Source organism: Roseospira navarrensis (assembly GCF_009601025.1).
Classification (GTDB): Bacteria; Pseudomonadota; Alphaproteobacteria; order Rhodospirillales; family Rhodospirillaceae; genus Rhodospira; species Rhodospira navarrensis.
The window spans coordinates 45973-57301 of record NZ_WIVE01000024.1 but is presented as its reverse complement, the minus strand read 5'-3'; the positions used below and the strand labels follow the sequence as shown (position 1 = coordinate 57301).

Annotated in this window: 13 protein-coding genes; 2 read left to right on the top strand and 11 right to left on the bottom strand. The window is 69.4% G+C overall.

Annotated features, from left to right (window positions below; genetic code table 11):
- Positions 1 to 219 precede the first annotated feature (219 nt).
- The 11 genes from GHC57_RS09310 to GHC57_RS09260 form a co-directional block, all read right to left on the bottom strand.
- Positions 220 to 864: a transglutaminase-like cysteine peptidase gene (locus GHC57_RS09310; protein ID WP_170294789.1), complete on the bottom strand. Its 645-nt coding sequence runs from the start codon at positions 862 to 864 to the stop codon at positions 220 to 222.
- Between the two features lie 222 nt (positions 865 to 1086).
- Complete coding sequence (locus tag GHC57_RS09305; protein WP_153343446.1) at positions 1087 to 1287, bottom strand: DUF1289 domain-containing protein; 201 nt, start codon at positions 1285 to 1287, stop codon at positions 1087 to 1089.
- Positions 1288 to 1348: 61 nt separating this feature from the next.
- On the bottom strand, positions 1349 to 2287 hold the full coding sequence (locus GHC57_RS09300) for an EipB family protein (protein ID WP_153343444.1): 939 nt from the start codon (positions 2285 to 2287) through the stop codon (positions 1349 to 1351).
- A 175-nt stretch (positions 2288 to 2462) separates the two neighbouring features.
- Positions 2463 to 2948, bottom strand: a complete 486-nt coding sequence (bfr, locus tag GHC57_RS09295; protein ID WP_153343442.1) for a bacterioferritin — start codon at positions 2946 to 2948, stop codon at positions 2463 to 2465.
- 190 nt (positions 2949 to 3138) lie between these two features.
- Positions 3139 to 3357, bottom strand: a complete 219-nt coding sequence (locus tag GHC57_RS09290; RefSeq protein WP_153343441.1) for a (2Fe-2S)-binding protein — start codon at positions 3355 to 3357, stop codon at positions 3139 to 3141.
- A gap of 83 nt (positions 3358 to 3440) precedes the next feature.
- Positions 3441 to 4124, bottom strand: coding sequence for a class I SAM-dependent methyltransferase (locus GHC57_RS09285; RefSeq protein WP_153343439.1), 684 nt, complete (start codon positions 4122 to 4124; stop codon positions 3441 to 3443).
- 41 nt (positions 4125 to 4165) lie between these two features.
- Entirely contained in the window at positions 4166 to 5479 is a 1314-nt protein-coding gene (paaK, locus tag GHC57_RS09280; RefSeq protein ID WP_153343437.1) for a phenylacetate--CoA ligase PaaK, read from the bottom strand.
- An 88-nt stretch (positions 5480 to 5567) separates the two neighbouring features.
- Entirely contained in the window at positions 5568 to 6773 is a 1206-nt protein-coding gene (gene pcaF, locus GHC57_RS09275) for a 3-oxoadipyl-CoA thiolase (protein WP_153343435.1), read from the bottom strand.
- The gene (gene paaI / locus GHC57_RS09270; protein ID WP_153343433.1) at positions 6770 to 7219 is read right to left on the bottom strand and encodes a hydroxyphenylacetyl-CoA thioesterase PaaI; all 450 of its coding nucleotides are present in this window, start codon (positions 7217 to 7219) and stop codon (positions 6770 to 6772) included. Before paaI ends, pcaF begins: the two co-directional genes overlap by 4 nt.
- A 23-nt stretch (positions 7220 to 7242) precedes the next feature.
- Complete coding sequence (gene paaG, locus GHC57_RS09265; RefSeq protein ID WP_153343431.1) at positions 7243 to 8034, bottom strand: 2-(1,2-epoxy-1,2-dihydrophenyl)acetyl-CoA isomerase PaaG; 792 nt, start codon at positions 8032 to 8034, stop codon at positions 7243 to 7245.
- A 58-nt stretch (positions 8035 to 8092) separates the two neighbouring features.
- Complete coding sequence (locus GHC57_RS09260) at positions 8093 to 8869, bottom strand: Phenylacetic acid catabolic protein (RefSeq protein WP_153343429.1); 777 nt, start codon at positions 8867 to 8869, stop codon at positions 8093 to 8095.
- A 110-nt stretch (positions 8870 to 8979) separates the two neighbouring features.
- Between GHC57_RS09260 and GHC57_RS09255 the strand changes: the two genes are divergently transcribed.
- Together GHC57_RS09255 and paaN are read left to right on the top strand one after the other, a co-directional pair.
- Positions 8980 to 9501, top strand: a complete 522-nt coding sequence (locus GHC57_RS09255; protein ID WP_246152229.1) for a flavodoxin domain-containing protein — start codon at positions 8980 to 8982, stop codon at positions 9499 to 9501.
- Positions 9502 to 9567: 66 nt separating this feature from the next.
- Positions 9568 to 11256: a phenylacetic acid degradation protein PaaN gene (paaN, locus tag GHC57_RS09250; protein WP_153343427.1), complete on the top strand. Its 1689-nt coding sequence runs from the start codon at positions 9568 to 9570 to the stop codon at positions 11254 to 11256.
- Positions 11257 to 11329: the final 73 nt, after the last annotated feature.

The following is an 11329-nucleotide window of genomic DNA, read 5'->3' as shown; positions in this document are numbered from 1 at the left end:
AACGTGTCCCGATCCATGCCCGCCTCCCGCGTTCGGTATCCTTCATGATACCAAATCCGGGAATGCATAGCGAACGCTATTTGAGCCAAAATTATAGGATGTCATCCTGAAGCCGCGAAGCGGCTGAAGGACCTCGAGCGCAGGTCGCCGACCCCCTGCAAAGGCCTGAAAGAGCGAGCCCGTTAACCTGAGCCCGTTGCCCTGTCCAGGACGCGGGCTTCAGGGAAAGCCGGGCGTGCGATGCCGCCACCAGCGCCGCTCGTTCACCGAATACAAGGGCTGATAGTGGGCAATGCGGTCGTCGGTCACCGGCGCCAGGATCTGGTTGTCGAGAATGTACGACTTCCCCCCCAACCGCACCGCCAGCACGGCGTGCGGCACATCCAGGTTCAGGTCCTGCAGCACCACGATGCGCAGCAGGGCGGGCGACCAGCCTAGGTCCCGCAACGCCATGTACTTGGCGATGGCATAGTCTTCGCAGTCGCCGTGCCGGGCCAGGAACTGGCCGGGCGTGGCCCAGTAGTCGGACACGCCGTAGTTGGCCGAATCCTGGACATAGGGCCCCCGGTTCAGGGCCGCGTTCACGGCCGCCAACTGGGCGTCCCGGTCCAGATCGCGCAAGGGGTCGAGCATCGCCCGCCAGCGGTCGGCCGCGCAGGCATCGTAGTCCCGCGTCCGGCAGGCGGCCCCGGCGCCGCCGGACGCGATGGCGCGTTCGGTCTCGATCCGTTCCAGCACTTCGGTCCAGCGCACGAACGGGGTCAGATCACCGTTCGCGATCTCCTCGCTGCCGAACAGCCCGTCCCCCGCCGCCGCCACGGCCGGAGACCCGGCGAGCGGCAGCAGGACCAGCAACCCGGCCATCAGCCGCGGCCCCTGTCGCACCGCGGCGCGGATCGTCCTTGCGCCTGCCTTGGGGCCTGTCATGTCGAGGGGTCGCCGTCTCGTCCCGCTGATGTGGAAATCGGGCCGCGCGCCCGACTGGCCAGCGCAGCAGGACGGGCGGTCCCGTGCCATGACCTGGATCACAGGCCGGCCCGACCGCGTCAAGATGATCGTGGGTTTTCGGGCGCGGTGGAGTGCCCCTCAGCCGCCGTCGGAATACGGCGTCCCCGACTCAAGGCGCGCCCAGACGGCGCGCTTGTCATCGGCGGTCATCCGCGTCCACAGACGGATTTCCTCCAGATGGCGGCCGCAGCCCTTGCACAGGCGCGTTTCGGTGTCGAGCTTGCAGACGGACACGCAGGGGGACGGCACGTCCTCCGGGTGGGGAGCAGTGGCGGTCATGGGTCTCGGGGCCTGGACTGTCTGTCGTTGAGTAAGGGTCGGGACGCGCGATCGCGGCGCCTCAGCAGCCGCCCCCCTCGATGGGCTTCAGTTCGCTCAGCACGCCGCGCAACGCCATGGTGCCGAAGTCCTGGATGACCTCTTCCGCTACGCCGTTGTCGTGGTAGCGCAGCCGCACCTCGTAGTCCGGCAGGCTGCTCCGGCTGTCGGCCGCGAAAAAGCTCAGGACCATTCGCCAGGAGGGGCTGTCCAGCAGCGGGTTGTCCGGCAGTTCTCCGATCGCGCCCGCCGGAACGGCCTCGGCGATCACGGCCGTGGACTGCATGGGACCGTTCACCTCGGACCCGTCGAACATGGAGGCGGTGTAGATGCGGTCGCCGGCACTGGCCGCCTCCAGCACCCGCAGCGTATGCTGCACCGGCAGCAGAACACGCGGGGCCAGATCAAGGGTGCGGTCTGCCGGCTTGCTGAACGCGGCGACCCCGCCACTGTCGCTGTCCGCCGCCATGCGCGCCTTGCCGTCGATCAACTCGTCCAGGGTGCCGTTGCGCTCCGAGCGGATGCGGAAGCGGTACTGGGTGGCGTCCTTGCTCTCCCACGAGATGAAGGACCAGTCGGTCTGGACCGGATCGCCGCGATTGTAGAACAGATTCAGGACCGTGCGGCTTTCCATGGCCCAGCCGTCGCAGGTGTCCTCGATGCGATAGGTCATGGTGCCGTTCGCCGTGGCGACGGGACTGCCCGGGGCACGGCTGATGAGGCGCAGGTCGTACACCGCCTCGTGCGGCGCCAGGGTGAACGACGACCCGGCGGCGCCATCCGCCGCCCCGCCGTCGCCCGTGGCCACCGTCTGCCCCCAGGCCGCCGGGGCGGCCGCAAGCGCAACCGCCGACACCACGAGAAGCGCGGCCCCCAGGACCGCGGCCTTGATCCTCTGATCGGTGTGGATCGCCCGGGCAACGGAGGCAGCGGACCGGCGGCGGGACTGGGCGACACTCATGCGTTCGGTTCCTTGGCTTGTCGGCGATTGGGGACATCAAGGAGGGCCTTACGGTCCGGCCCTTCTCTCATCCCTCAACGTGGGTCGGGCGGAGCGCCGCTCCAAGACACGACCGGGAAAAACGCCCGGCCCGAGACCTCACGTCATCGGTCGGGCCGCATCGCCCTGGCCCGTATCAGTCCCCGGAGCCGCCGCCGAACATCTGCTGTTGCAGGTAGCCCTGCACACCGACCTGCTCCATGAGCAGGTGCTGGCTTTCCAGCCAGTCGATGTGCTCTTCGGTGTCGTCCAGGATACGGCGCATCAGGTCGCGGCTGACGAAGTCCTGCACCTGCTCGCAGTGGGCCACGCCCTCGACCAGGGTTTCCCGGGCGGCGTATTCCAGCTTCAGGTCGCTGGCGAGGCACTCGGGCACCGTCTCGCCAATGCTCAGTGTCTTCAGGTCCTGGAGGTTGGGCAGGCCCTCCAGCAGCAAAATCCGCTCGATCACGAGATCGGCGTGCTGCATTTCCTCGATGGACTCGTGGTAAACGTGATCGCCGAGCCGCAGATACCCCCAGTTCTTCATCATCCGGGCATGGAGAAAGTACTGGTTGACGGCCGTCAATTCATTGGTGAGGACCGCGTTCAGCCGGTCGATGACAGATTTCTGTCCCTTCATGCCCGTCTCCCTGAGCCTGGACCGTGAGCGAAACCGGGAGAACCCCGGCCCGTTGACCCTCACAGTAGGCTTTCCGGGCCCGGCATGAAAGACCCGGACGCACCTGCCGCGCACTTTCGTGCCGGCCGCGCGGCAAAAAAATCCGAGTCCGGCAGCCCGGATTGGGCGCGGGTGGAGACCGTTCGCGCGATCAGGCTTCCATCTGCTGTGGCGACGGCATGTGAGCCCCGACCAGGGCCATCGGCGCGCCCTTCTCGGCGCGAATCAGGGCGGCGATCCGTTTGACGCACCGCGCGCACTGCGGTGATTCGCCGCAGGCGTGAAAGACTCCCGCCACATGGCGCGCGCCACCATCGATGGCGCCGCGCACGTGACGCTCATTCAGCCCCTTGCAGTTGCAGACGTACATCCCGCACTCCCGTGACCGCTCGTTCGCATGAGCCGGAGTATGCCGCGCCCCGGCACAAAATGCAAATGCAAATCGCTCGCAATTCACCTCGACTTGACCCGCCACAGGGTGGTCGTCCGGGTGGCCCGGTCCTCCAGCTCCAGCGTGGTGGGAACATCGAAGACGGCGACGGGCTCAAGGCCGTCCCCGGGCAGGTGGGCGCGCCCCGGATCGGCGATCAGGACCAGCGCGCCGGCCGCGGCCCGCGCCCGCAGAAGCCCCATCATGCGGTCCGCCATGGGCTGGGCGTAGCAGACGTCTCCCGCCAGCACGACCGGCCAGTCCCCGGTGTCGGCGCTGTCGGCCGCCAGGTCCTTGCAAAGCGGCGTGATCCGATCCGCCACGCCGTTTTCCGCCGCGTTGAGGGCGGTCGCCGTCAGGGCGAGCGGGTCCACGTCCACACAGTCCACGGCGGCGGCGCCGGACAGCGCGGCGGCCAGACCGATCAGGCCCCCGCCGCAGGCCAGATCGAGCACGCGCCGCCCGCGCACCGTGTCGGGATGATCCAGCACGTACCGCGCCAGCGCCTGCCCGCCCGGCCAGGCAAAGGCCCAGAACGGCGGCTCCAGGCCCTGTTCGCGCAGCCCCTCTTCCGTGGCCAGCCACAAGGGGGTGATTTCGGTGGCGGTGTGGAGACGCACCTCCGGCACCAGCGGCGGTGCGGCCAGGGCCGTCCAGGCCTGCACGAAGGCGCGGCGGCCGGCCTCGTCCCAGGGCGCGTCCGGCATGGCCCGGCTTCCTCCGTTCCGCGCGCCCTCCGCGCCTGGTGCTAATCCTTGGGGCGCAGGTCCACGACCCGCTTGGCCTTGCCCATGGAGCGCTCGATGCCGCCTTCGTCGATCACATCAACGGTGGTGCTGATGCCGATCAGACTCTTGATATGGTGCTGCAGGTCGCGCGCCGCAGCCCCGCCCGCGCTCTCGTCGGTCAGGCCGTGGCGGACCTCCACCTTCACCGTCACGTGATCCAGGTGGTGTTCCTTGCGGACCTCAAGCTGGTAGTGCGGCGACAGGCGCTCATCCTTGAGGATCAGTTCCTCGATCTGGGTCGGGAACACGTTCACACCCCGGATGATGAGCATGTCGTCCGAGCGCCCGGTAATCTTGTCCATGCGCCGCATGGTGCGGGCGGTGCCCGGCATCAGGCGGGTCAGATCGCGGGTGCGGTAGCGGATGACCGGCATGGCCTCCTTGGTCAGGCTGGTGAACACCAGTTCGCCCAGTTCGCCGTCGGGCAGCACCTGCCCCGTCTCCGGGTCGATGATCTCGGGGTAGAAGTGGTCCTCCCAGATGTGCAGGCCGTCCTTGGTCTCGATGCACTCCTGAGCCACCCCGGGGCCGATGACCTCGGACAGCCCATAGATGTCGATGGCGTCGATCCCGAGGCGATTTTCCAGCGCGCCGCGCATCTGGCCGGTCCAGGGCTCGGCCCCGAACAGGCCGATCTTCAGCGAGCTGTCGCGCGGGTCCATGCCCTGGCGCTCCATCTCGTCGGCGATCACCAGCATGTAGGACGGGGTGACCATGATGATGTCGGGCTCGAAGTCCTTGATAAGCTGGACCTGCCGTTCGGTCTGGCCGCCGGACATGGGGATGACCGTGGCGCCCAGGGCCTCGGCGCCGTAGTGCGCGCCCAGGCCGCCGGTGAACAGGCCGTAGCCGTAGGAGACGAGCACCCGGCTGTGATGGTGGCCGCCGCCGGCGCGGATCGAGCGCGCCATCACCGAGGCCCACATCTTGATGTCCGCCTGGGTGTAGCCAACCACGGTGGGCTTGCCGGTGGTGCCGGACGAGGCGTGGATGCGCACGACTTCGCTCATGGGCACGGCGAAGCTGCCATAGGGATAGGTCTCGCGCAGGTCCTGCTTGCCGGTGAAGGGGAACTTCGCGAGGTCCGACAGGTCCTTGAAGTCGCGCGGATGGACCCCGGCGGCATCGCACTTGGCCCGGTAGTGCGGCACGTTCTCGTAGGCGTGACGCAGGCTCCAGGCCATACGGCGGGTCTGCACGGCGGCGAGCTGGTCGCGAGTGGCGGTCTCGATCGGATCCAGTTCGTGTTCGAGCGGCCGCTTGGTCAGGTCCATCGTCACGTCTCCCCCCGGGATTTTTTTTCGGAAAGTGTGGTTGTTTGTCGGTTCGGGGCGACCGGGTCAAGGCGGAAAGCGGACGCGCCTACATCCGCTCCAGAATCATCGCGATCCCCTGCCCCACCCCGATGCACATGGTACACAGGGCGAACCGGCCCTGACGGCGATGCAGGTCATGGAGCGCCGTGGTCACCAGCCGCGCCCCGGACATGCCCAGCGGATGGCCGAGCGCGATCGCCCCGCCGTTGGGGTTCACGTGGTCCGCGTCGTCGGGCAACCCCAGATCGCGCAGCACGGCCAGGGCCTGGCTGGCGAAGGCCTCGTTCAGCTCGATCACGTCCATGTCGGCGAGCGCGAGCCCGGTCCGCGCCAGCACCTTGCGCGTCGCGGGCGCCGGTCCGATCCCCATGATGCGCGGCGGCACGCCTGCCGTGGCCATGCCCACGATGCGGGCGCGCGGGGTCAGGCCATGGCGGACGGCGGCGGACTCGCTGGCCACCAGAAGCGCGGCCGCCCCGTCGTTGACGCCCGAGGCATTGCCGGCGGTCACCGAGCCGTCCGGCCGCACCACGCCCTTCAGTTTCGCCAGCCCCTCCGGCGTCACATCGGGGCGCGGGTGCTCATCGGTGTCCACCACGATCGGGTCGCCCTTCCGGCGGGGCACCGAGACCGGCACGATCTCCGCGGCCAGACGCCCGGCGTCCTGCGCCGCCTTGCACCGGGCCTGGCTGCGCAGCGCGAAGGCGTCCTGGTCCGCCCGGGCCACCGCGAAATCATCGGCCACGTTTTCCGCCGTCTCCGGCATGGAGTCGATGCCGTGCGCCGCCTTCATCAGCGGATTGACGAAGCGCCAGCCGATGGTCGTGTCATGCACCGCATTGGCGCGGGCGAAGGCCGTCTCCGCCTTGGGCATGACGAAGGGGGCGCGGCTCATGCTCTCCACCCCGCCCGCGATCATCAGATCGGCCTCGCCGGCCTTGATCGCGCGGGCGGCGATGCCCACCGCATCCATGCCGGACCCGCACAGGCGGTTCACGGTCGTCCCCGGCACGTCCACGGGCAGGCCCGCCAGCAGCGCGGCCATGCGCGCGACGTTGCGGTTGTCCTCGCCGGCCTGGTTGGCGCAGCCGTAGATGACGTCCTCGACCGCGCCCCAGTCCACACCGGGATTGCGGGCCATCAAAGCCCGGATCGGCACCGTGCCCAGGTCGTCGGCGCGCACCGAGGCCAAGGCCCCGCCGTAGCGCCCGATGGGCGTGCGGATGGCGTCACAGAGAAACGCGTCGGTCATAGGGGTGGCTCCTCGCCCTCGGTCACGCGGCCGGACAGGGTGCGGGAGTTGCCCCGGAACACCGCCAGCACCTCGCCGGTCTGGTTGGTCACGGTCACATCGGTGATGCCCGCGCGGCCCTTCCTGACCACCTCGACGGCCTCGGCGGTCAGGCGGTCGCCTAGCTTGCCGGGCGCGATGAAGGAAATGGAACACGCACTGGCCACCGTGACCACGTCGTGGCTGTTGCAGCAATAGGCGAAGGCCGTGTCGGCCAGGGTGAAACATACGCCGCCGTGCAGGATGTCGTGACCGTTCACCATGAAGTCCCGCACCTCCATGGTGGCGCGGGCATAGCCGGGGCGGGTCTCCTCGACCACGATGCCCATGTGGCGGGCCGTGTTGTCGCGCGGGTACATGGCGCGGGTGGTGGCCTCGGCCATCGCCTGTCGGGCGGTCTGATCCATCTGGGGGTCCTGTTCCCGTGTCATCAACGCCCGGTGAAGGCCGGCGGGCGCTTCGCCAGGAAGGCCCGCACGCCCTCGGCGTAATCGTCCGTGGCGCCGGCCCGGCGCTGCAGGTCGCGTTCCAGGTCAAGCTGTTCGTCCAGCGTGTTGGTGGCCGAGGCCGCCAGCGCCTGCTTGATGAGCGCGAGCCCCGTGGTCGGCTGCGTCGCCAGATGGCGGGCGAGGCCGCGCGCCTCGTCCATCAGCGCCTCGTCGTCCACGACCCGCCAGATCATGCCCCACTGGGCGGCCTGCTCCGCCGGCACCTTGTCGCCCAGCATCATCAGGCCGGCCGCGCGGGCCGGCCCCACGAGGCGCGGCAGCGTCCAGGTGCCGCCGGAGTCGGGCACCAGCCCGATCTTGCAGAACGCCTGGATGAAGCTGGCCGAGCGCGCCGCCAGCACGATATCGCAGGCGAAGGCCAGATTGGCGCCCGCGCCGGCCGCGACGCCGTTCACGGCGCAGATCACCGGCATGCGCAGATCCCGCACGGCCCGGATCATGGGGTTGTAGCGGGCCTCGATGGACTCGGCGATGTCCGGCATGGTCTCGCCGGGCGCCACCGCGCGGTCGTTCAGGTCCTGTCCGGCACAGAAGCCCCGCCCGGCCCCGGTCATGAGGGTGCAGCGCACGGTCTCGTCCGCCGCCACGGCGGCCAGGGCCTCGGCCAGGGCGGCGTGCATCTCGACGGTGAAGCTGTTCAGCTTGTCCGGGCGGTTCAGGGTGATCGTGGCCACGCCGTCGGCGCGGTCCAGCAGCACGGTGGGGTCGCTCATGGCGGAACGGAATCCTCGGAAGCAAGCGGGGGGCAGCAGGCGTCGGATGGGGCGTCGGTCAGCAGGGAATGGGCGGCGGCGTCAGGCCCAGGGCCGTCAGCCGGGGGTCGGTGGTCGCGACCCAGCGATTGAGCAGTTCCGCGTTGGTGTGGCGGCGCAACCCGAACTGGCGATACCGCTCGAAATGCGCGGAGTCCACCCGCCCGAAGGTATGGGCCACGCGCGGATACCAGTAATCCACGGCCACCTGGGCGGCGGTCGGGGTGCGGCTGCGCTCGATGGCCTGGGCAAGCGCGGTCTCGCCGGCGGCCGCGTGGGCGGACTCGCGGGCGGCGATCTCGCCCATGACCGCGCACAGCGGCTGATAGGAGCAATCCGTCAGCTCCCCCAGTTGCACGGCCACGGCCGCGCCCATCAGCATGTTCATGGTGATGGCGTCCAGCCAGCCTTCCAGCGGCGCGTGAAACACGTTCAGTCGCTTGTCGCCGCCGACCCGGCGGTTGCCCAGCTCCATTTCGCGGTCCAGCCGCGAGTCCCAGCAGTGCGCCCGCACGTACAGGGTCGGATTGATGCCGAACGGCGCCATGATCTCCAGCACCCGATGGGCGTGGTCGAACTTCTCGGCCACGATCCGCGCCGCCGTGGCGCGCTCGCGCAGGCCGGGCGCGCTGTTGATGAACGGCACCAGGCCGGCCGTGCCCGCCAACTCGCTGTCCACGAACACCGCCAGCACGCGCATCAGCTCGGCCCGGTAGCCGGCCGAGCACGCCTCCGGGGCTGTCAGGGTCTCGCCCCGGGCTATGGTGGCGATCACGTCCGCATCCGTCGTTCCCATGGCTTCCGTCTCTCGTGCTGGCGTCTGTGGGGCGGGTTTGGACCGGGTCGGGGCCGGCCCGGCCCGTCGCGACTTGGAAGAGATACAAAAATAGACACATGGGACGAAACTTGGTATCGCTTTTTTCGGGCGCGGCGGCCGCCCGGGTGATCGGCGCCATGGAGAGCAGTGGTGTGAACATTCTCGTCATCGTCGGAACGGAATCGGGCAATGCCCAGATGGTGGGCGAGACCGTGGCGGACGAACTCGGCCGGTTGGGGCACCATGCGGACCTGGTGGAGGACTGCGACGGCGGCCTGGACGCGCTGGACCTGCCCGGACGCGATGCCCTGCTGGTGTGCACCTCGACCCACGGGCTGGGCGAACTGCCCGACAACCTGATCCCCTTCGCCGATGCTCTGAAAGACCAGAGCCCCGACCTGTCGGCGCTGATGTACGGCGTCATTGCGCTCGGCGACCAGACCTACGGCGAGACCTTCTGCCGCGCCGGCAAGGACATGGACGCCCTGCTGGCGAGCCTGGGCGCCCGCAAGCGCGGCGAGCGCCTGGAGATCGACGCCTGCACCCAGCCGCTGCCCGACGAGGACGCCGTGGACTGGCTCAAGGACTGGCTGCCCCTGCTGGAGGGCTGAGCCGACCCGCCCGGTCCGCCCGGGTCCGGACCCGACAAAAAACCAAAGAGAAGGGAGGCCGCGCCCATGCGCACGGAATCTGGCGCCGATCTGTTCATCGGCACGCACCGCGAGACCCTGGACCGGGCTCTGGAGGCCATCGCGTCGCGCGGCTACTGGTCGCCCTACCCGGAGATGCCGAGCCCCCGGGCCTACGGTGAAACCGCCGCCAACGACGGCGAGTCCGCGTTTCAGGCGCTGCTGAACCAGCCGTTCGCGCTCAACCAGCCGGGCGAGGACGGGGTCATGATCGGCGCCGAGCGCTCGCCGTTCGGGTTCGACCTGGGCGTGGCCTACCCGAAGCCGGAGAGGGGGGCGCTGCTGCACGCGGCCGAGGCTGCTCTACCCCAGTGGCGCGATGCCGGCCCCCTGGCCCGCGCGGCCGTGTGTCTGGAGATCCTGGCGCGGCTGAACGCACAGAGTTTCCTGATGGCCCACGCGGTCATGCACACCAACGGACAGGCGTTCATGATGGCGTTCCAGGCCGGTGGCCCGCACGCCCAGGACCGGGGCCTGGAGGCGGTCGCCTACGCCTACCGCGAACAGGCCGCCATCCCCGCCGAGGCCCGGTGGGAAAAGCCGCAGGGCAGCAAGAATCCTCCGTTGGTGGTGGACAAGACGTGGCATCTGGTGCCGCGCGGCGTGGCCGTGGTGATCGGCTGCGCCACGTTCCCCACCTGGAACGGCTATCCCGGGCTGTTCGCCAGCCTCGCCACCGGCAATCCGGTGATCGTCAAGCCGCATCCAGGGGCGACCCTGCCGCTCGCGCTGACCGTGAAGATCGCCCGCGAGGTCCTTGCGGACGCGGGATTCGATCCCAATACGGTCCTGCTGGCCGTGGACGATCCGGACGCCCCCATGGCCACGGATCTGTGCCTTGATCCGCGCGTCGGTGTCATCGACTTCACCGGGTCGTCCGCCTTCGGGACCTGGCTGGAGGACCACTGCCGGCACGCCCAGGTCTACGCCGAAAAGGCGGGCGTGAACTATATCGTGATCGAGAGCACGAACGATTTCAAAGGCCTCTGCCGCAATCTTGCGTTCGTGCTGTCGCTGTACGCCGGCCAGATGTGCACCACCTCGCAGAACATTTTCATTCCCCGGGACGGCATCCAGACCGAGGACGGCCCCAAGACCTATGACGAGGTGTGCCAGGGGCTCGCCACGGCGCTGGACAAGTTCCTCGGCAACACGGAACGGGCCGTCGAGGTGCTGGGCGGGATCTGCAACCCGGCCACGCTGGAGCGCATCGAGCAGGCGCGCGGCCTGGGCCGGGTGGTTCTGGACTCGCGGGCGGTGGATCATCCCACGTACCCGGACGCCACGGTGCGCACCCCGATCCTGGTGGCGCTGGACAGCACGGACCGGGCGGTGTTCGAGGAGGAACGCTTCGGCCCCATCGCCTTCCTGATCGCCTGCGACTCCGGCGCGGCCGCGCTGGATCTGGCGGCCGAGACGGTCGCCGCGAAGGGGGCCATCACGGGCGGTGTCTACACCACCAACCCGGACCTGGAGGCCCGGGCGGTCGAGCTGGCGCTGCGGACCGGCGTCAACCTGGCCGTCAACTTCACCGCCGGGGTGTACGTGAACCAGTCGGCGGCGTTCTCCGATTTCCACGCCACCGGGGCCAACCCGGCCGCCAACGCGGCGCTGTCGGACTCCGCCTTCGTCGCCGGGCGCTTCCGGCCGGTGTGCATCCGGCGGATGGGTGGGTGAGCCGAACAGGGCCGCGCCCCCTTTTCCGGAACGAGTAGAGGGGGCATCCTGACGGATCACAGGGGTGCGGCGG

Bases quoted from the DNA above. Each gene is read 5' to 3' on its own strand.
- paaG (WP_153343431.1), bottom strand. From the start codon at position 8,034: ATGAGCGACCCCACCGTGCTGCTGGACCGCGCCGACGGCGTGGCCACG.
- GHC57_RS09310 (WP_170294789.1), bottom strand. From the start codon at position 864: ATGGCCGGGTTGCTGGTCCTGCTGCCGCTCGCCGGGTCTCCGGCCGTG.
- paaK (WP_153343437.1), bottom strand. From the start codon at position 5,479: ATGGACCTGACCAAGCGGCCGCTCGAACACGAACTGGATCCGATCGAG.
- bfr (WP_153343442.1), bottom strand. From the start codon at position 2,948: ATGAAGGGACAGAAATCTGTCATCGACCGGCTGAACGCGGTCCTCACC.
- pcaF (WP_153343435.1), bottom strand. From the start codon at position 6,773: ATGACCGACGCGTTTCTCTGTGACGCCATCCGCACGCCCATCGGGCGC.
- paaI (WP_153343433.1), bottom strand. From the start codon at position 7,219: ATGGATCAGACCGCCCGACAGGCGATGGCCGAGGCCACCACCCGCGCC.
- GHC57_RS09305 (WP_153343446.1), bottom strand. From the start codon at position 1,287: ATGACCGCCACTGCTCCCCACCCGGAGGACGTGCCGTCCCCCTGCGTG.
- GHC57_RS09300 (WP_153343444.1), bottom strand. From the start codon at position 2,287: ATGAGTGTCGCCCAGTCCCGCCGCCGGTCCGCTGCCTCCGTTGCCCGG.
- GHC57_RS09260 (WP_153343429.1), bottom strand. From the start codon at position 8,869: ATGGGAACGACGGATGCGGACGTGATCGCCACCATAGCCCGGGGCGAG.
- GHC57_RS09285 (WP_153343439.1), bottom strand. From the start codon at position 4,124: ATGCCGGACGCGCCCTGGGACGAGGCCGGCCGCCGCGCCTTCGTGCAG.
- paaN (WP_153343427.1), top strand. From the start codon at position 9,568: ATGCGCACGGAATCTGGCGCCGATCTGTTCATCGGCACGCACCGCGAG.
- GHC57_RS09290 (WP_153343441.1), bottom strand. From the start codon at position 3,357: ATGTACGTCTGCAACTGCAAGGGGCTGAATGAGCGTCACGTGCGCGGC.